Below are 18910 nucleotides of genomic sequence, written 5' to 3' on the forward strand. Positions count from 1 at the left end.
CCCCTTGTACGACGGCGACACGGCCCCCACAGACAGCCCCCTCCAGCACGATCTACCAGAAGATCATTCCACCGGTCAGCCAACGTGACAGTGCCCACTCGTCGGTCTCGGGTTGTGCCCGTCGGCCTGGCATACCCATCGGGACGCCTGCTCCCTCCTTCCATCGAGTCCGGGGCAGGACTGTCGAGTGCGACGATCCAGCAACGTAAGGGCATCCATCTGGCACTACTCTGCGGATCTACGATCAAATCGCCGACAACGTGCTTGTACTGTCATCCCACCTTCGTAGTTGCTTTCTGTCCCGAAGTCGGATTCCACATGATCTTCGTCCTGATCGTGATCGCCGCTGTGGCCGCCGGGTGGTCGCTTGTCGCCGGGAGGCTGGAGCGGTGGCATGTCCGGGCTCCTCTGGTGCTGGTGTTCGCGGGAATCGCCACCGGTGTGTTCACGCAGAGCCAGCTCGCCGTCACGCTGAACTCCCAGGTCGCCCAGCACGTGGCCGAGGTCATCCTCGCTGTCCTGCTGTTCGTCGACGCCACCGAGCTGCCGGGTGGACGGTTGTTCGGCAACGATCCCGGGTCGGCCGTCCGGGCGCTGCTGGTGGCCATGCCGTTGAGCCTGGGCACGATGGTCCTGCTGGGCTCGTTGCTGCTCGCCGAGCTTCCGGTCGCAGTGCTGCTGCTGATCGCGTGCATCATCGTTCCGATCGACTTCGCGCCGGCCGAGACGCTGGTGCGTGACCGGCGTATCCCGGTGGGAGTACGCGAAGTCCTCAATGTGGAGAGCGGCTACAACGACGGGATCGTGTCACCTGTCTTCCTGTTCGCGCTGATTCTGGCCGGTTCGACGTCTTCGGCCCAGACTCCCGCGCAGGCGCTCGGCACGGCCGTACCGTTCGCGGTGAAGGCAGTCGTGGTCGGCGTGCTGCTGGGGTCGCTCCTCGCGTGGTCGATGAACCTGGCCGACCGCGCGCATTGGATGACCGAGCAGTCACGGCGGATCATCGTGCTGGTCACGCCGCTGTTGGTCTACGCCGTGACCGTGGCGGCCGACGGCAACGGTTTCGTGGCCGCGTTCGTGTGCGGCATCGCGTTCCGCTACATCCGGCAGGCGCCGGTCCGCCGACGGGGCGCTCCGTCCCCCGATGCCTCGGACTTCCAGCTCATCGAGGACACCAACGCGATGATGACCATGGGCATGTGGTTCTTCTTCGGAAACGCCGTGGTGCTCGCGCTGAGCGAGGGCGTTCACTGGCCCACAATCCTGCTCTGCGCCGCCGCGCTCACCGTCGTACGGATCCTTCCGATCCTGCTGTCATTCCTGGGCTCCCGCTTCACCTGGCGCGAACGGCTCATGCTGGGAGCCCTCGGACCACGCGGCACCACGTCCATCGTGTTCGGCCTGCTCACCTTCAACACTCTCCCGGACGGGACGTACGCGGACGTCGCGCTGTACGCCATGACGCTCACCGTGCTCGGCAGCGTTCTCTTCCACGGCGCCGGCTCCACAGCCATCGCCCGCGTCCTCACCGGCCCCACACGCGCCGCGGCCACGGCCACCTCACCCATGGAGCACGCCGAGCCAGACCCAGGGACCGAACCCAGCAGGCAAAGCCGACACGCTGACTGAGCGTCAGTCCCGTTCCAGGCCGGAACGGTCGGCCCAGCCCCTCGCAGCCGAACTGCCGGTAGTTCGCCATATCCGGTGGTGGCGTGGGTTGAGCGGCAGGTCGGGTTGGTCGCAGGCTGGTGGCAGGAGTCAACCCTTGGCCGGGGCGGAGCCGGTGGCGGGTGCGGGGATGCCGGGGGTGCAGCGACTGCAGTTCTTCTTGTCCGAATCGTCCTGGGAGGCCGAGCGGGTCAGCGACCGGTGGCTTGAGCCGCTGCGCGAGCAGCCGGCGCCGGCGCCGCACGACGGTGGGGTGATCGTGATCGACGATTCCGGGGACCGCGAGGACGGTACAGCCACCGCGCACGTGGGCCGGCCGTGGCTGGGCCGGCTGGGCAAGACGGACAACGGCATCGTCACGGTGACCACGGTGCCGGACCGATGGCCGCGTGTAGTACCCGATGCACGCACACCCCTACACCCCCGCTCGTCACTTCGCCCGTGGCCGGGCCGATCCGGCCTTCCGTACGGAACCGCAGCTGGCCGCCGCTCTCGCGGCGCGGGGGCAGGGAGGCGGGCTTCGGCTGCCGGGCGGTGGTCGCCGGCTGTGCCTACGTGAGTCAGCGACGACTGGTGTCTCGCACTGCGGGAGGCCGGCCTGGCCTACGTGGTCGCGCTCAAGCCGCACCGCGGCACCCGGGACCCGACCAACCAGCCGCACACCCCCGTCGACACAGCCCACACCCTGACCTGGCGTGATGCAAAGCGTCCCGGCGACTGGACACCCGTGGAGCGTCACTTCCGCGACGGGGACACCGAGACCTGGTGGGCCGCTGATGCCCGCCTGGGAGGCTACGGACCCGACTCACCCCACCAACCCGCCCCACCACTCCGCAGCCCGCACCCGCACCCGCCCGCCGACCTCGCCGAGATCGTCCGCCTCTACGGCCTGCCGCCCTGGATCGAGCAGAGCAACAAGCAGATCGATGACGAACTCGGCTGGGCCGACTCTCGGAGGAGCGCTTGAAAGCGTCTGACCAGTCAAGACCGGGGATCGGTCGCTCGGAGTTCTGCCGCCTCCTGCTGGTCGAGGTCGTGCGTCGGCGTCGCAATCGGTCCTCGGCTCATCGGTCCGGGGAGACGAGCCACCAATTCGCCGGCTGCGACGCCGATATGTGCACGGCGTTCGAGGAACCCGGCACTACGTGCGGAGCACCCGGAGGACCAGTTGTTTGAGTTCCACGTGTCCCTTGGCGTTCGGATGGTACGAGTCGCCGATGGCCGGGGTGTCGACCGGCTCGGTCAGGAAGGACTCCGCGCTGCAGATCTCGTGTCCCGCGTAGGCGGGCTGCGGGTTCAGGAACCTCACCTTCGTGCTGCCGACGGCCGACACCGCGTCTTTGATCACCTGGTTGAGCTGGGCGGCGGCACGGTTCATCTCGGCGCGCACCGCCTCGCTGGGGTTGAAGACGTCCTCCAGGACGGTGCACGCGCCGTCCAGGTCGAACAGTTCGGGGTAGCCGATGACCACCATGGTGGTCAGGTTCGCAGCGGCGCCCAGGATGTCGTTGTAGGTCGCCTCCAGCCGCGGCTGGAGCTGGTTCTCCATGATGGACAGCGATTCGTTCAGAGCGAGTTGGCAGGCGCCCGTGATGTCGGGCGAGATGACGCAGATTTTCATGGCGTCGGCGAACTTGACGTCGTTGCCGCCGATGGTGAGTGTCACCACGTCCGTCTGGTCGTTCAGCGCGGCCAGTTGCCGGTCCCGTACGTCCTGGGTGACCGCGCCGGCGCACGCGGCGAAGGTGTAACCGCCGAGGAAACCGTTCGGCCCGCCGTTCTCCTTGGCGAGCAGGGCGGAGTACGCCTTCTCGCTGCGCTGGCAGTTGTCGCTGTGGTTGACCGAGGCCGGCGGGGCGTTCACCGTGAGTGTGTCGACCGGGGGGATCGTGGCGCTGTTGGACAGATATGGGTCGGCACCCGTGCCGGCCGAGTAGGAGTCGCCGAGGGCGACGTAGTCGCTTCCGCCCTCGGCTCCACTGGCGGTGAACGGTATGACAGCCGCGGCTGCCACCACGGCCAGACCGGACAACCAGGCCAGCGTCTTCCTGTGGGGACTGCGGCGGGCTCGATGCCCGTTGGGGGCGCTGCGCGTCGGCATGGAGGAGGTGTCCTTTCGCGGCTGGGGGATCGGTCCGGTTCGAGTCGCATGACCCGGGCTCATGAGGAGCCTCCGCCTCCGCCGGAGCCGCTGAGCTTCACCTCGTACGGACCGCCTTCCGGAATGACCGTGTCGAGGGGCTGGAAGAAGGATTCGTCCGGCTCGGCCGGGCTGAGTTCCGAGCCGCACCGGCCGTCGAAGTTGCCACCGGCAGCGGCGATTCCCAGAGCGATGACCGCCCCCTGCTGAGTGACATCGCCCGCGAAGGTGTAGACGGGGGCGCCGCTGTCGCCCTTCTTGACGCACATGCTGGCCTTCACCATGCCGTTGTAAGTGGTGGTGCTGCCGTCAGGGTTCGCGATCTCGGTGGACTGGTTGACCGCCTCGATCTCTCCGCATGTCTCGTCGGAGGTGATGCCGAGCTTGCAGACGACACCGCCCACGATCATCGTCCGCTGGACGCTGATGACCGGGTTCTCCACGAACGCGAGGGTGGGCACGCTCTTGTGCTCCTGGTTCAGCTCCACGAATCCGTAGTCGCCGTCGGCCCCGTCGTGGATGTCGAACGCGGTACCGGCGGTCTGGTCGTTGAACTGCACCGGAGTGTTCGCGTCGAGGCAGTGTCCGGAGGTGACGAGGCCGTCCACCGTGCCTGAAGCGGGGTCACCCGGGACGTCCTCGATGTCGACCGCCCAGCCGGCCGTGCACTCCTCCCCACCGATCCTGATCGTTTCTCCGGGGTGGATGTCGACGGCCGTCTGGAGCGTGCTCGCCTTCCTCGTGACCGTCACCGTGTCGCCGTACTGCTCGGCCTTGTCCAGGAGCGGGGCAACGGCTTTCCGGGAGGCGGAGTACGCGACCTCGACCGTGCCGCTCTTCGGGTCGATGCCGACGGTCGTGCCCGACGTGCCCGCCGACGAGGCGAGCAACTGCCTTTGCATTTCCTCCAGTTCCTTCCAGCTGACGGAGACCTTGCGTGCCGTCGCCCCGGCGTCGCGTGCCAGGGTGGTGCCCCTGTCGGTGAGGGCGTTCACGACGAGCTCACCGTCGTCGTCGATGTACGCCGACTGGATGTCGTCCGGTGCCTCAGCCCGAAGCGCCTCGGCGGTCTCCACGTTCCGCTGCTGGTTCCGCATCCGCGTCTCGGCGGCCGAACGGTCCATTCCGGAGCCCACCAGGTAGTCGACGGAGGCCCGGTAGGTGCGTTCGGGATCGATCCGCCCGGGCTGTTTCAGGGTCAGGGGCCGTTCGGACGGTGGCGCGTCGGGACTGCTCCCGCCCGGCGCGGCTATGCCCACTCCGGCGGCCAGGACGACCGCTGCCCCGCCGGCGATCAGCCCCGCTTTGGTGCGCCGTCCCGTACGTCCCGGCCGATTGTGCCTTGCGCTCATGGTCACGTCCTTGTCTTCCGAAAGATGCCTTTCCATCGAAGCGTCGTCGCCCGGAGCGATCGGCAACAGGGTCAAATTCCCTGGGTGAAACGTGTATTCAAGGGGTTGCCTTCGGAAAACAGCCCCCCTTTCTAGGCCTTTTTATCCATTCGCAGAGATATAAGTTTCCGTTAACGTAGATCCATTTCGATGGATCTCGCGATCTTCGAAATTCAGATCACCCCTTCGTCGTGAGGTGGCCTTCCGGTACCGCCCGAGTTCTCCGCGTTCGTCGCCGAGGATCCACCGGGACGGTGTGCCCGATCACGCGCCTGTGGCGGCCGAGCCGATCAACGGACTCGACTCCTTGCGGGCGAGGCGGACGCCGATGCGCTTCCTCCAGAGCCGGCTCCGCGATTGAGGGATGTCGTAGGCCTTGTCCACATGGAGCCGCTGCGGCTTGAAGGACCTGCCGCGGAAAGATGTGCGTCCTGGAGCCCGGCTCGATGAGGCCACGACATAGATGATGGCCGTGGACAGCATTTATCAGTCGTGTCCTGTGTCCACGGTCCGCGCCGGGCGATGTCTCACCGGCCAGAACGCCACCGGGGCCGAGGAGTTGTCGCCGGACTGTCAGGCGTTGATGGCCGCTGCCGTGAAAGCGGGAGGAGACGCCAACCGCACCGCCGTCGCCTGCAGATCTCCCTGCATCGCCGTGCTCTGCTCGGGGCCGACGACCGGGCCGTGGCCGGGACCGACACGTCGGCGTACGGGTCGGCCTGAGTGCGTGTTTCTAAGCCCCGGTTCTGAGCAGCCTGGGGTCCTACGCTGGCCTGGTGTCCGAGGACGCCGGTCGGGCCGGGGAAAGGATCTGCCGGGGCTGGGGGGAACGGCTGAGGCCGGGGGCCCGGCCCGGGGCGGAGTTCTGTTCGTCGGTGTGTCGGTCCAGGCAGTGGCGTCGGGAACGGCGGTTGCGCCAGCGCCTGGCGGCTGTCCGGGACGGTACGGGCGAGGTGGAGTGTCCGGAGTGCGGGGCCCGCTGGGTGGCTGGCGTCGACCGTCGCTCGGATGCGGTGTTCTGCTCGCCGCGGTGCAAGGTGAGGGGTTGGAGGCGCCGGACAGAACCGTTCGGCGAGCGGTCACAGTAACCGCTGGGCGAACGCATCCCGGATCCAACTTCGGTCAGCATCCGGTCATTTGCGGTCATTCATTGTGATCTTAGGATTTTCGGTCTGACTCTCGGCTTGGAAGCGGGCCCTGTCCCGTCGCGGCCTGAAGTGCCGTGCCATGGCCAGTAGTTGGTGGTGAGACACCATGACCGAAGTGGCAGAGAAGGTCGGGAGCGTCAGCCAGTCCCGTTACGAGCAGATCGTTGCTGAGCTGCGGGATGTGGTCGAACAGCAGACGCGCGGGCAGTTCACGATCGGTGACCGCGCTCTGGAGATCGAGCCGATGCGGCAGCGGGGCGGTCTCATGACGGAGCCGGAGTGGACGGTCGAGGCGTCGCTGAAGCGGCTGGCCGACGACATCGGGCTGTCGGTCGCCACGGTAAAGACCACCAGGTGGGTGGCCTCCCGTTGGCCGAAGGAACACTGGAGTCCGAAGACGGCGTCGTACACGGTCCACCGGGCCCTGGCGAACATCGAGGACGAGGCGGAACGGTTCGAGGCGATCCTGACGCCGCCGGACGACAAGGCCCGGTGGACCACGGACGACGCGAGCCGGCGGGTGGGTCAGCAGGTCGAGACCCCGATCACGCCGCAGGAGAAGGTCACCGCGATCCATTCGCTGGCCCGGGACGAGGAGGTCGCCGCGGTGGTCACCACCGACTTCCTGAAGCGTCCGCAGGTCGCGTCCAAAGTGTCGGCGGAGGACAAGGTCCGGGTGGTGGAGGAGTTCACCCGCGACGAGTCGGTCGCGGCGACGGCCGCGACGAGCCTGCTGCGCCGACCAGACATCGCATTCAAGGCGATGAGCGACGACACCGCCCGCTTCCAGGTCAACCATGCCCAGGTCGAACGTAGTCGGCAAGCCCGGGAGGACTTCGACCGCACCAGCCCCGTCGCCCCGGCAGTCCGCGCGATCGACCGGTCGGTGGAGTTCCTGGACCTGGTCACCGCCTGCCACTCCTTCGTCGCAGCTGCCGGCCGCACCGTCCCCGGCCTGCGCGACCGCACCCTCAACGACGACGAACGCACGATCGTGCACGAGAACGTCGCCCGGGTGAGGGGTGTATTGACTGAACTAGATTCGGAGTTTTCGCAGGTCAGATGCGGTTCTGCTAGGTTCCCGCCATGGTTGATCCAACCGGTCCCGGGAGGGACCTGGCAAGCTTTGTCCTGCCTGAAATCGGCCGGTTAGTCGAGACCGGAGATCCGTGGAAGCCGTACGTACTCGTTGACCCGGTCGGGTCCGTGGTGGAGCCGGTGGCGGCCTACTTCGCGGAGCTCCACGCTGCGTCGAAGCCGCCGACGACAATCCGCTCGTACGGCATGGACCTGCTTCGGTGGTACCGCTTCCTGTGGGCCGTGGATGTGCCCTGGCACCAGGCAAGCAGGATCGAGGCCCGGGACTTCTCCCTCTGGTTCCAGCTCGCCGACAAACCGGTACGCGTGCACTGGCGGCACCAGCGCAAGGGCGTTCCGGCCGACTCCGTGCCCACTCAACGAGGATCGCGTCGGCCGGTACCAGGGACGCCAAATCCCGTTACTGGCAGGCCCGCGCCGAGCCAAAAGTACGCAGCCTCCACACGCGCCCACTGCGAGACGGTGCTGCGGACCTTCTACGACTTCCACCTCGAAGAAGGCACCGGACCGATCGTCAATCCCTTCCCGCTGGACCGCTCCCGCCGCGCCGGCCGAGCTCATGCCCACCACAACCCGATGGAGCCCTTCCGCCCAGAGCGGCAGGGCCGTTACCGCCCGAAAGTCCCCAAGCGCATCCCGCGGCGGATCCCTGACGAACTGTTCAACGCACTGTTCGCTGCTCTGAAGTACAACCGTGACCGGGCCCTGCTCGCCTTCTGGGTCTCCACCGGTGCCCGCGCCGAGGAACTGCTCACCAGCCGGGAGAGGGACGCACTTCCCGGTCAGCAGCTCATCGGCGTGACCCGCAAGGGAACCGGCGCCTACCAGCAGATCCCCGCGTCGACCGACGCGTTCGTCTGGCTTCGGCTCGCCCAGGAAGACGCCTGGCGCAAGGGGGCTCCCCGCGGCCGCGGCAACACCTTGTGGTTGACCTTGCGGCGCCCGTGGCGACCGCTGAACTACCACGCCGCCCGGGCCATGCTGAACCGCGCCAACGACCTCCTCGGGTCGAACTGGACCCTGCACGACCTGCGGCACACCGCGGCCTACCGGATGGCCCGCGACCCGAAGATGTCGCTGACCGACGTCCAGTGGGTCCTCGGACACGCGCATCTGTCCACCACCGAGATCTACCTGGCCGCGAGCCAGGAGGAGGTCATCGAACAGGTCCTCGCCCACCACGCTCGCCGAGAACGTGAGCAGATGCGCCCGCCGGCGCCGGCGCCCGGTTACAGCGCCGCCAGCCTCGACGTGCTCTTCGGGCAGGTGGGATGACGACCACGGTTACGACGGCCACGGCGACGTCGCAGGACAAGGTCGTCGCGTTTCACGGGGCGGCCTACAAGGCGTTTCAGGAGACCTTTCCGCCGCGGATGACACCGGACACCTGGACGGTCACCGCCGCGTCCCGCGACCAGGCGGTCGCCCGGCTCCGCGAACTCTCGGCCGGGTCGTCGAAGCACACCCGCTACATCCGGGTGCGCGGAGCGGACTTGCTCATGCGCTGGCTGGAGACCTTCCCCGGGGAGACCTGGCAGCAGCGCTGGCGAAACAGCACGGCAGACGACCACCCGCAGAGCTGGAGTGATCATCCCGCATCCTGGCACGCAGAGCGCGGGGTCGGCACTGCGCACTTCCTCCCCTCAGGCACCCTGCATCTGATCTGCGGGGACGTGATCCGTCCCAGCGTGTCCTGGCTGCTGCACCTGCACTCACCCAACTTCCGCAGCCGAATGGAACTGACTCGGGACCCGGAGGGGTACGCGGACCTTGCCGCGGCCGCCGGCCCTACGTGGTCATCCCAACTGGGGCGGCATGCCCGCCTGCAGATCGCGGTCCTGCTGGCCGCCAAGGGAGGACGCATCCGCGACATCACGGTCGGCGACTGCCTCGAACTGCGGGCCACCGAAGCCAGCGTCTACCGGTTCGGAGGCACCGGACGGTCGCTGTTCTACCGCTGGCTCAAGGACCTCGGGCAGTTCCCGCCTGACGCCCCGCACACCCTTCGAGACGTGACCCGGCATTCGGGACAGGTCAGCGTCGCCGACCTCGTGGACCGCTACCAGCTTCAGTGCACCCCCGTCCGTGACCTGCTGGTCGACTACCTCACCGAACGCCAACCCGCCCTGGATTTCTCATCGTTGGAGGATCTGTCCCGGATCCTGGCTCGGCACTTCTGGAAGAACCTCGAAGACCTCCGGCCCGGCATCGACTCGCTCCGTCTCTCCGCCGAGACCGCGGCGGCCTGGAAAGAGCGTGTCCGCACCAAAGTGGACCGCAAGCGCCAGCCGGACGGCAGCTACACCACCAGCCTCCGGATGAACTACATCGACCTGCTGACCGCGGTCCGTGCCTTCTACCTCGACATCGCCCAGTGGGCCATGGAAGAGCCGTCCCGCTGGGGACCTTGGGCCGCCCCTTGTCCGATCAAGGCCAACGAGGTCTCCCACCGGAAGCGCGAAACACGGCGGAAAGCGCGGATGGACCAGCGGACCCGTGAACGACTCCCGGTTCTGCCCGCCCTGGTGAGGACAGCAGCCGACGAACTGAAGAAGGCCCAGGCGAGGCTGGAAGCGGTCCGAGCGGCTGATCCGGGAACCGTGTTCACGGTCCTGGGCGAGACGTTCACCAAAGCCCGGGGCAGCCGATGGAGCGACCCAGGCCAGATGACGATCGCCTTCGACACGGACGGCAAACGGCGGCGCCTGGGCGACGCGGAACTTCGTGCGTTCTGGGCATGGGCTTCAGTAGAGTTCCTCCGCCTCACCGGCGTCCGCATCGAGGAGATGCTGGAGGTCAGCCACCACAGCATCATCCAATACAAACTGCCGACCACCGGCGAGATCGTCCCCTTGCTGCAGATCGCCCCGTCGAAGACCGACGAAGAGCGATTGTTGCTGGTCAGCCCGGAGCTGGCCGACGTCTTGAGCACCATCGTCTGCCGGGCCCGTGACAGATCCGGCAAGATCCCGCTCGTCGCCTCCTACGACCACGGCGAACGGGTCTGGAACCCGCCGATGCCGCTGCTGTTCCAGTGGCGCACCGGTGAGCAGAACCGCGTGACGTCGATGACCACGATCCGCAAGGCCTTGGACGAGACCCTCGAAGCGGCCGGGCTGACGGACAACACCGGGCAACCACTGCGCTATCAACCCCACGATTTCCGCAGGATCTTCGTCACCGATGCGATCATGAGCGGCCTGCCCCCGCATATCGCGCAGATCATCGTCGGGCACAAGAACATCTCCACCACGATGGGCTACAAGGCGGTCTATCCGACCGAGGCCATCGAGGCCCACCACGCGTTCATTGCCCGCCGCCGGACCCTGCGTCCGAGCGAGGAATACCGCACCCCGACCCCGGAGGAATGGGACTCCTTCCTGGGACACTTCGAGCGCCGCAAACTCTCGGTGGGCACCTGCGGCCGGGCATTCGGCACCGCCTGCATCCACGAACACGCCTGTGTCCGCTGCCCCATGCTGCGACCCGAGCCGACCCAGCGCTCCCGCCTGGCCGAGATCCGCGACAACCTCATCGCCCGGATCACCGAGGCAGAACGGGAGGGGTGGCTCGGCGAAGTCGAAGGACTCCGCGTCAGCCTTGTCGGCGCGGAGGAGAAGCTCGGCCAACTGGACGCCGAGGCGAGACGGAGGTCGACCGCCGTGGATATCGGCATGCCTACATTTGGGCAAATCGCCACACGTACCAGCGAAACTACGACCCCACAACAAGGCCGCTAGGTCTGTGCCAAACGGTGCGTGTCCACGACACTCAGGTCATGGATCCAGGGACGGCCGCAATATTGGGAGCCGCAGTTGGTGCTTTGGGAACCGGAGCGGCCGCCCTGGCCAGCGCATGGTTAGGGGCCAGGGCAGTACGGCAGCAGACCGCCGCACAGCACCTTCAGGCAGATCAGCAGCGGCAGTTTGAACAAGCGCGAGCGCGACGCGAAGCCCGTAGTAAGGCATACGCCGACCTCATCGACTTAACCCAGGTTGTCGGCACGCGTGTGCTTGAAATGAACCGCTCGGAGTCCTACGACGAGGACAGCGTTCGCCGTGTCCTCGAGCAGCTTGGCGAACTGCTGAGTCGCTCCGCCAGAGTCCAGGTCGAAGGACCTGTCTCCCTGATCGCCAGCACTGACGCCATAGTGAAAGCAGTCATCGCCTGCCGGAAGACGCTTATGGCCCTGGCTGTCCTCCCTGGTGCCCCACCCGAGCTCAGGGACGAACCTCGCGCCACACTGACCCAACGCTGCCGTGCGGATCTGAAGACGCTGGGAGGGGCACTCGACGAATTCGTGAAGGAAGCCCGCGGTGTTTTGGGCAATGATGGCGCGTGATCGTCTCCAGTGCTGGTCGGGAAGCAAAGTGGCCGCGGGCCCGGAAGGGCGTCGGTATGACGCGCTGTCGCTTCGGGGGTAGCCAATAGCGCTGAACAACTCTTAGTTCAGAGAAGCGACACTGGACTGGATCGAGACGGCCGTCGACACCGGCAAGGTCGACGTCGACGACGAACTGGCCCGTCTACTCAAGGGCGAATGAGGATGCCCCGCGCCTCACGGCGACGGGGCGATGCCGCCAGACGCCACGCGGACACCCTGCGGTTCGTGCTGTTCGAGGCCAGACCCGCTGGCCTTGAGTTTCCTCAGCTGGTACGCGCGAGTGACCTGTCCCCGAGTCAGGTCCGTTCCGGGCTCGCAGCCTTGAAGGAGCAGGCCGCGGAGAAGGGCTGGCCCCCGCTGACCTGGACCCGGCAGGCGGGCTACCAGCTCGGGGCCGAGCGGGCGGTGCTGGAGGCATAGGAGCGGGCTGTGGTCAGGGAGAAGCTGACCGAGTTCCGCCGGTTCATCGCCGGCACCGTTGCCCCGCACGCCGCCGCCCACCCGGGCGACAAGTGGGTCAAGCACATCGTCGCCCAGCTCAACTCCATCGAGTCCACCCTCGACCTCATCGCCAGCTCGTGACCTGCGGCGGGACCACCCTGCGGGCGGTCCCGCCGCACTCGTTCGAAGGCACTCGTCATGCGCCGACGCCGCTATCCCTCGGACACCACCAACGCCGAATGGGCCCTGCTCGAACATTCTCTGAACTAGGGGTTCAGAAGTTGGTAGCGGCTGGAGTCACTTCCCTCGGTGGGCATCCAACTGCATCTGGATTTGGTCATCGATCTGCTCGACGGCGGCGATTGATTGTTTCTCAAGTTCCTCGAAGGACATCTCGATGGCGGCGAACTCCGTGAAGAGCGCATGTTTCTCTGTGATCCCAGATAGGGCGGCAGCTCGCTCTCGCCAGGTCACAAGGTCACTTTCTTCATGCGGGTAAGTCCGGCTTCGCATCACGTCGCGATTGAAGATCGCCTCTATGTCACCTTCGGCTACTTGGATGATGCGGATGGCGTCGCCAGGGAGGAGATCCGTGAAGAAGCCCTCGACATACCGGATGTTATCTTCGAGCTCATCAAGGCGACCGAGCAGATACTTGGTCAGCGCGTCACGGACGCCTTCAAGGTCCAGCCCGACCTCTTCCCGGAGCTTGTTTGCTGCCCGTTCGGGGAGGTCAAAGGGGTCGTCGTAGCCACTGAACCCCTTTATGAACCGTTCGAGTTCAGGCCCGGTGTCCTCATCGGCCACTGATCCAGGGCTGTATGTGGAGAGGACACCGCAGGCCGTGTCGAAGTAGATCAGCACAGCGGGGCGGATCACTTCGAGGCGGTGGTGATCGCGGTGATACGTCTCGTTTCGGTACTCGTGAAGCCGTTTGAGTACTGGGGTAATCTCGTTCGGGATGCTGCCTTTTTCGACCAGGAAATCGATCTTGTCAGGAAAGCTACGATCAATCTTCCCTCGTCTTCGGTTTGAGGTCACCTGGCTTTCGAGGTCCTTGATCTCGGCCCGGATCGAATCGTTGCCTCGACCATCAGCCTCGGCTCTGCGGTAGTTCTCCAGCCTCTGGAAATCCCAGTGCTCAAGAGCCAATGCTTCCTGGATCTGACGATGCATGATCAGCTCGACGGCGCTATCAAGGAGAATGAACGCAAGTCTGAGTTGCGGCACTCTGCCTACTTCTATGAGGCGCTTGACCTCCTCAAACTGCACGATTACCAGCTCAAGCTGCTTCAACGGTCCCCGCCCCTTTAGCTCGTCGGCAGTCCCTCCTCGGGGACCAAGTGGCCACTACGGTAGTGAAGGACAGATTCGTCCGGCATGCGGTTTCACGTCTCGCCCCCAGTTGCGTACCGACGAACGTCCCCAGTTGTCAGGTCGCGTCGGCCGTCGATTTGCCTGATGCAAGAGTTGCAGTCCGACCGGCGATCTCGCGGAAGCTCGGGATGCCGAGGCTGATGGTGGTCGCTCGACGGCGACGTTCGTCGAGTTGAACGAGCTTGCCTTCCGCAGCAGCGAGACTGACACGTAGACCCTCCGCTTCGCCAAGCCAGCCTTCGCGTTCGGCTTCCGTGATCCGGTCGGTCAGGTTGTTGCGGATTTCCTCAAGACGGTGCCGCTGAGCGGGATCGACGCGAAGAACGGGGCAGCGGACACAGCTGTGTTCATGCTGGCAAGTGGTGCCGTAGGCACGACCGCAGTCGCCCAGAGCGACCTTCCTCCGCTCGAAGTGGCCAAGGAACTCCTCCCACTCCGCATCGGTTGGGGTGCGGTACTCCTCGCTGGGCCGCAGTGCCCGCCGGCGGGCGATGAAGGCCCGGTGGCCGTTGATTGCTTCCTCGGGATAGACCGCCTTGTAGCCCATGGTGGTGTTGATGTTTTTGTGGCCGAGGATGAGCTGGGCGATGTGGGGCGGCATCCCGTTCATGATCGCTTCTGTGGTGAAGATCCTCCGAAAGTCGTGTGGCTGATAGTTCAGAGGCTGGCCGGCCGCGTCGGTAAGGCCAGCGGCCTGGAGGATCTCGTTGATCGCCTTCCGGATAGTCTTGGAAGAGACCGCCCGCCGCTGACCACCACTGGAAAAGCACTGGAGTTGGCGGAAGCCAGATCTTCTCCAGGCCGTCGTAGAAGGGGACCAAGGGGATGGCCCCACTGGTCTCACGGACCCGGCTGACGATCGCGCTGAGGACGTCGGCGAGTTCCGGGCTGACAACCAGGAGCCTTTCCTCGTCGGTCTTGGACGGGGCGATCTGCAGAAGCGGGATGAGCTCGCCGGTCGAGGGGAGGGTGTACTGGGTGATGCTGTGGTGACTGGTCTCCAGCATCTCCTCGATCCGGACACCGGTGTGCCGGAGGAACTCGATGGCGGCCCAGCCCCAGAATGCGCGGTGCTCGGCCAGGGCGAAGTGGTGCCTGCGGCCCGACGCGTCATAAGCGCAGGCAGAACCGCTGGCGTCGAGCCGAGTCGACTTGCCGGCCTTGGTGAAGGTCTCGCCGAGGACCGTGAAGGCGCCGGCGCTTGGCGTTTGACGGGTCGCTTCCAGCCGGGTCCGTGCGTCCTGGAGGCGGTTCTCCGCAGCGGTGACCAAGGCCGGCAGCACTGGCAGGCGTTCGCGGGTGCGCTGATCCATCCGCGCCTTGCGGCGTCGGATGTCCTTCTTGTAGGTGATCTCGTTCCCGCTGATCGGGCTGGGTGCCGCCCACGGTCCCCACCTGGTCGGCTCTTCCAAAGCCCACTGGGCAATGTCGAGATAGAACGCCCGGACGTAACCCAGCAGGGATGCATAGCTGGCTCGCGGGGTCGTCACCTCGACCATGGTGCCGTCCGGCTTCCGGCTGCGGGCGGTCTTGGTCCGGAGCCGCTCCTTCCAGGCCGATGCGACGCTGCGGTCCAGGTGGAGGGACGTGATCCCAGGGTGGTGGGTCTCCAGGTTCTTCCAGAAGTGCAGGGCGAGCACGCGCGCGAGGTCTTCGAAGCTGGCGTAGTCCAGGGCCGGTTGGCGTTCGGAGAGGTAGTCGACGATGAGATCGCGGACTGGTCGGTATTCGAGCTGATAGCGGTCCACCAGCTCGGCGGGTGTGTACTGCCCGGAGAACACAGCCAGCGCGCGCAGGGTGACGGGGGCGTCCGGCGGGAACTGCCCCATGTCCTTGAGGAGGGAGTAGAACAGGAACCGGCTGTCACCGCCCTTCTTCTCCAGGGCGACGGTCTCGGTCTGCCGCAGCTCGATGCAGTCGCCGACAGTGATGTCGCCGACTCCGCCGCCCTTGGCGAGGAGGATCATCGCGATCTGGGTGCAGGCCTTGAGTCCGGGTCTGGAAGAGAGCACGACCGGGTCGGCGGACTCCTCGATCCGGGCGAATCCCGCTGGGTCGCGGTGCTCGACCACGGCCTCGCGCCAGTAGCGGGTTTGGACGATTCGCAGTAAGAACGGCAGGTCGGGCCGGATTACGTCCGCCACGAAAAGGCAGAGCAGCCCACTTCGCAGTGCCTCCTCCCGGGCGCTCTCTCCGCGCTCGGTCATCCAGGGCAGCACCACGTCGGTCCACTTCAGGCCCAGCATGTTGGCCGGGCTGGCCTGCCAACGCTCCTGCCATGTCGTCCCGGGGAAGGTCTCGAGCCAGCTGAGGATCTTGCGGGCGCCGTACCAACGGTTTTCGTGTGTCGTTTTGACGCGTGCTCGCAGTGGCGGTCGGTCGATCCTGGTCAGGACCGCCTCGCGGGTCTCTTCGGTTGCGGCCCAAGTAGAGGGCTGCGGCCGCGGTGGGAACTGCGAGAGTAGTTTCCGGGCCGCCTCGCCGCAGAGCTCGGAGGCGTGTCTTCCCGCCCGAACTGATTGGGCAGCAGTCGCTGGCGCGGTGGTCACGGGAGTCCTCCGAACAGGGTTTTCAGCGAGGCCGGGTTGTAGCCCGGGGCGGGCGCCGGCGGCTTGGCCGGTTGTTGTGCCCGGCGGGCGTGGTGGGCGAGGACCTGCTCGATGACCTCCTCCTGGCTCGCGGCCAGGTAGATCTCGGTGGTGGATAGGTGCGCGTGTCCGAGGACCCACTGGACGTCGGTCAGCGACATCTGTGGGTCGCGGGCCATCCGGTAGGCGGCGGTGTGCCGGAGGTCGTGAAGGGTCCAGTTCGACCCGAGCAGATCGTTGGCGCGGTTCAACATGGCCCGGGCGGCGTGGTAGTTCAGCGGCCGCCAGGGGCGTCGCAGAGTCCACCACAAGGGGTGGTTGTGGCCGCGGGGTGCCCCCTTGCGCCAGGCTTCCTCCTGAGCCAGCCGCAGCCAGACGAACGCGTCAGCGGAGGCGGGAATCTGCTGATAGGCGCGGGTTCCCTTGCGGGTCACGCCGATGAGCTGCTGGCCGGGCAGGGCGTCCTTCACCCGGCTGGTGAGCAGTTCCTCGGCGCGGGCCCCGGTGGAGACCCAGAACGCGAGCAGGGCCCGGTCGCGGTTGTACTTCAGCGCGGCGAACAACGCGTTGAACAGCTCGTCTGGGATCCGCCGCGGGATGCGCTTGGGCACCTTCGGCCGGTAGCGACCCTGCCGTTCGGGACGGAACGGCTCCAGCGGATTGTGGTGTGCGTGAGCCCGGGCGTTGCGGCGTGAGCGATCGAGAGGGAAGGGGTTGATGATCGGGCCGGTGCCTTCGTCGAGGTGAAAGTCGTAGAAGGTCCGCAGCACCGTTTCGCAGTGGGCCCGCGTGGAAGGCGCGTACTTCCGGCCGGGGGCAGATCTGCCGGTGACCGGGTTCGGCGCCCCCGGCTCCGCCCTCGGGGCCGGAACCGTGGGCGCCGTGGTGCCTTTGCGCTGGTGGCGCCAGTGCACGCGTACCGGCTTGTCGGTGAGCTGGAGCCACCGACAGAAGTCGCGGGCCTCGGCTCTGGTCGCCTGATCCCAGTGCACATCGACGGCCCAGAGGAACCGGTACCACCGCAGCAGGTCCATCCCGTACGAGCGGATCGTCGTTGCCGGCTTCGATGCGGCCTGCAGGTCAGCGAAGAACATCGCTACTGGAAGGACGAACTGTCCGTCAGGATCGAGTAGTTGGTACGGCTCGGCAGCTTCGCCGGTCTCTTCCAGGCGCCCGATCTGCGGCACAACGAAGGCCGCCACATTCCGGCTCAGTCCTTCAGCATCCTTCACGCACCGGCTAACGCCAGCACTCTGAATAGGTCACTGAGCTGCAGAAACATCCTTGCTAGTTCAGTCAATACACCGCTGTTGCCTGTCCCGGCCTGCGAAACCAGCAAAGGCGGTCGGCCGGAGAAGCATCCCCGCCGCGAAATCGTCGACGCGATCCGCTACGTCGTGGACACCGGCTGCAAGTGGCGGGCCCTACCTGCGGATTTCCCGCCCTGGCGCACGGTCTGGGGGTTCATGGCCCGATGGGCAGCCGCCGGGATCATCGGGCAGATCCGTGCCCATCTCGCCGGGCGGATCCGCCGCGACATGGGCAAAAGCCCCCGAGCAGTGGCCACCGTGATCGACTCCCAGAGCGTGAAAGCCGCGGAGACGGTCTCCAGGGCCACCCGCGGCTACGACGCAGGCAAGAAAATCAACGGCCGCAAGCGCCACCTGGTCGTCGACACCCACGGCCTGCCCCTCATGGTCATGGTCACCCCCGCCGACCTGCACGATGCCGCAGCCGCCAAGGAAGTTCTTTTCCGCCTGCGCCTGATGCACCCCGAGATCACCATCGTCTGGGCCGACTCCGCCTACGCCGGGAAACTCGTCGACTGGGCGAAACAGCACCTCAACCTCACCATCAAGCCCGTCAGCCGTCCCAAGGACGCCTCCGGCTTCGTCGTGCTGCCCCGCCGCTGGGTCGTCGAACGCAGCCTTGCGTGGATGATGCACGCCCGCCGCCACGCGAGGGACTACGAACGGCTCATCCAGCACTCCGAAACCCTGATCACCTGGGCAGCCATCACCCTCATGACCAGGCGCCTCGCACGGAAAGGCGCCACCCCCAGCTGGCCGAGAAACCCGGCGCCAGCCGACGGCTGACCGGGGTGTAGCTCGCGCTGAGGGAGATCCGCTCTGGGGTCAGTCTTGCCAGTCCAGTTGTGGTTCGGGGATGCCGATGGAACGGCCGTGGGACTGTGCCGCGTGGCGGCCTTCGGCCTGTCCGCGGGGGTAGCGGAAGATCTTTCCTGGGAAGATCACGAATGCTTCGGTGGTCGTGTTGTAGTTGACGTACCAGCCTCCCGTGGGAGCGAGGGCGCCGGCCATCTGCTCCGCGAGGGGCACGACGTAGTCTTCCTCGGCGACAAAGTCGAGCAGCGTCCACTGCGGGGGCTGATCCGGTGCCGCTGTTGTCACGCCGATCCGCGTGATCTTGGTAATTCGCAGCGGCCACATCTCGCTGCGACGGTTCCGGATCCGGGCAGGGGGAGTCGATGTCCTTGCGGTGGCGCTGCAGGACACCGATCGGTGAGGATGGCATGCGAACGCGACCTCTGTTCATGATCAGGATTCGACGACCTTGATCATCAGGGATCGCGTCTCTCGTTGGTGAACCGGAGGAACCGTTTCGCACGGCGGGCGCGTACGCAGGCGATCAGCTCATCTCGCCGGCTGAGAACG

General features: G+C 66.4%; 13 protein-coding genes and 3 pseudogenes. 10 read left to right on the forward strand and 6 right to left on the reverse strand.

Annotated features, from left to right (window positions below):
- Positions 1-318: 318 nt before the first annotated feature.
- From ABT147_RS35205 to ABT147_RS35215, 3 genes are all read left to right on the forward strand, one after another.
- Entirely contained in the window at positions 319-1629 is a 1311-nt protein-coding gene (locus ABT147_RS35205) for a cation:proton antiporter (protein ID WP_351413894.1), read from the forward strand.
- Between the two features lie 169 nt (positions 1630-1798).
- Complete coding sequence (locus tag ABT147_RS35210) at positions 1799-2227, forward strand: transposase (protein ID WP_351414032.1); 429 nt, start codon at positions 1799-1801, stop codon at positions 2225-2227.
- Positions 2228-2275: 48 nt separating this feature from the next.
- Positions 2276-2635, forward strand: coding sequence for a hypothetical protein (locus tag ABT147_RS35215; RefSeq protein WP_351413896.1), 360 nt, complete (start codon positions 2276-2278; stop codon positions 2633-2635).
- Positions 2636-2809: 174 nt separating this feature from the next.
- Here the strand turns inward: ABT147_RS35215 and ABT147_RS35220 are convergent, their stop codons facing one another.
- Both ABT147_RS35220 and ABT147_RS35225 read right to left on the reverse strand, forming a co-directional pair.
- A complete protein-coding gene (locus tag ABT147_RS35220) occupies positions 2810-3769 on the reverse strand; it encodes an SGNH/GDSL hydrolase family protein (RefSeq protein WP_351413899.1) in 960 nt (319 codons plus the stop codon).
- Positions 3770-3828: 59 nt separating this feature from the next.
- Positions 3829-5160, reverse strand: coding sequence for a S1 family peptidase (locus ABT147_RS35225; protein WP_351413901.1), 1332 nt, complete (start codon positions 5158-5160; stop codon positions 3829-3831).
- 1293 nt (positions 5161-6453) lie between these two features.
- Between ABT147_RS35225 and ABT147_RS35235 the strand changes: the two genes are divergently transcribed.
- From ABT147_RS35235 to ABT147_RS35260, 6 genes and pseudogenes are all read left to right on the forward strand, one after another.
- On the forward strand, positions 6454-7500 hold the full coding sequence (locus tag ABT147_RS35235; RefSeq protein WP_351413903.1) for a DUF6192 family protein: 1047 nt from the start codon (positions 6454-6456) through the stop codon (positions 7498-7500).
- 53 nt (positions 7501-7553) lie between these two features.
- Positions 7554-8720 (forward strand): tyrosine-type recombinase/integrase, encoded by a 1167-nt coding sequence (locus tag ABT147_RS35240; RefSeq protein ID WP_351413906.1) that lies wholly within the window; start codon positions 7554-7556, stop codon positions 8718-8720.
- Entirely contained in the window at positions 8717-11185 is a 2469-nt protein-coding gene (locus ABT147_RS35245) for a tyrosine-type recombinase/integrase (RefSeq protein ID WP_351413907.1), read from the forward strand. Before ABT147_RS35240 ends, ABT147_RS35245 begins: the two co-directional genes overlap by 4 nt.
- Before the next feature lie 38 nt (positions 11186-11223).
- Entirely contained in the window at positions 11224-11787 is a 564-nt protein-coding gene (locus ABT147_RS35250; RefSeq protein WP_351413908.1) for a hypothetical protein, read from the forward strand.
- Between the two features lie 115 nt (positions 11788-11902).
- Positions 11903-11989 (forward strand): annotated as a pseudogene (locus ABT147_RS35255) (DUF6192 family protein); the annotation flags it as partial.
- Positions 11990-11991: 2 nt separating this feature from the next.
- Positions 11992-12411 (forward strand): annotated as a pseudogene (locus ABT147_RS35260) (RacP protein).
- A gap of 156 nt (positions 12412-12567) precedes the next feature.
- Here ABT147_RS35260 and ABT147_RS35265 read toward each other — a convergent pair.
- The 3 genes from ABT147_RS35265 to ABT147_RS35275 form a co-directional block, all read right to left on the reverse strand.
- Complete coding sequence (locus ABT147_RS35265; protein ID WP_351413911.1) at positions 12568-13566, reverse strand: hypothetical protein; 999 nt, start codon at positions 13564-13566, stop codon at positions 12568-12570.
- A gap of 136 nt (positions 13567-13702) precedes the next feature.
- Positions 13703-15115 carry a tyrosine-type recombinase/integrase gene (locus tag ABT147_RS35270; RefSeq protein WP_351414037.1) on the reverse strand — a complete coding sequence of 471 codons (1413 nt, stop codon included), beginning with the start codon at positions 15113-15115 and terminating at the stop codon, positions 13703-13705.
- Between the two features lie 1077 nt (positions 15116-16192).
- Entirely contained in the window at positions 16193-17329 is a 1137-nt protein-coding gene (locus tag ABT147_RS35275; RefSeq protein ID WP_351413913.1) for a tyrosine-type recombinase/integrase, read from the reverse strand.
- 159 nt (positions 17330-17488) lie between these two features.
- Here ABT147_RS35275 and ABT147_RS35280 point away from each other — a divergent pair.
- Positions 17489-18325, forward strand: a pseudogene (locus tag ABT147_RS35280) (IS5 family transposase); the annotation flags it as partial.
- 45 nt (positions 18326-18370) lie between these two features.
- On the opposite strand, the gene ABT147_RS35285 reads toward ABT147_RS35280, so the two are convergent.
- The gene (locus ABT147_RS35285) at positions 18371-18685 is read right to left on the reverse strand and encodes a hypothetical protein (RefSeq protein ID WP_351413915.1); all 315 of its coding nucleotides are present in this window, start codon (positions 18683-18685) and stop codon (positions 18371-18373) included.
- Positions 18686-18910 lie beyond the last annotated feature (225 nt).

The sequence above is a fragment of the Streptomyces sp. NPDC001868 genome (assembly GCF_040297125.1).
In the GTDB taxonomy this organism is placed as follows: Bacteria; Actinomycetota; Actinomycetes; order Streptomycetales; family Streptomycetaceae; genus Streptomyces.

What these genes read in the sequence shown, in the direction of transcription:
- ABT147_RS35205 (WP_351413894.1), top strand. Translation starts at nt 319, where the DNA reads ATGATCTTCGTCCTGATCGTGATCGCCGCTGTGGCCGCCGGGTGGTCG.
- ABT147_RS35210 (WP_351414032.1), top strand. Translation starts at nt 1,799, where the DNA reads ATGCCGGGGGTGCAGCGACTGCAGTTCTTCTTGTCCGAATCGTCCTGG.
- ABT147_RS35220 (WP_351413899.1), bottom strand. Translation starts at nt 3,769, where the DNA reads ATGCCGACGCGCAGCGCCCCCAACGGGCATCGAGCCCGCCGCAGTCCC.
- ABT147_RS35225 (WP_351413901.1), bottom strand. Translation starts at nt 5,160, where the DNA reads ATGAGCGCAAGGCACAATCGGCCGGGACGTACGGGACGGCGCACCAAA.
- ABT147_RS35235 (WP_351413903.1), top strand. Translation starts at nt 6,454, where the DNA reads ATGACCGAAGTGGCAGAGAAGGTCGGGAGCGTCAGCCAGTCCCGTTAC.
- ABT147_RS35245 (WP_351413907.1), top strand. Translation starts at nt 8,717, where the DNA reads ATGACGACCACGGTTACGACGGCCACGGCGACGTCGCAGGACAAGGTC.
- ABT147_RS35250 (WP_351413908.1), top strand. Translation starts at nt 11,224, where the DNA reads ATGGATCCAGGGACGGCCGCAATATTGGGAGCCGCAGTTGGTGCTTTG.
- ABT147_RS35270 (WP_351414037.1), bottom strand. Translation starts at nt 15,115, where the DNA reads ATGCATCCCTGCTGGGTTACGTCCGGGCGTTCTATCTCGACATTGCCC.
- ABT147_RS35275 (WP_351413913.1), bottom strand. Translation starts at nt 17,329, where the DNA reads ATGTTCTTCGCTGACCTGCAGGCCGCATCGAAGCCGGCAACGACGATC.
- ABT147_RS35285 (WP_351413915.1), bottom strand. Translation starts at nt 18,685, where the DNA reads ATGTGGCCGCTGCGAATTACCAAGATCACGCGGATCGGCGTGACAACA.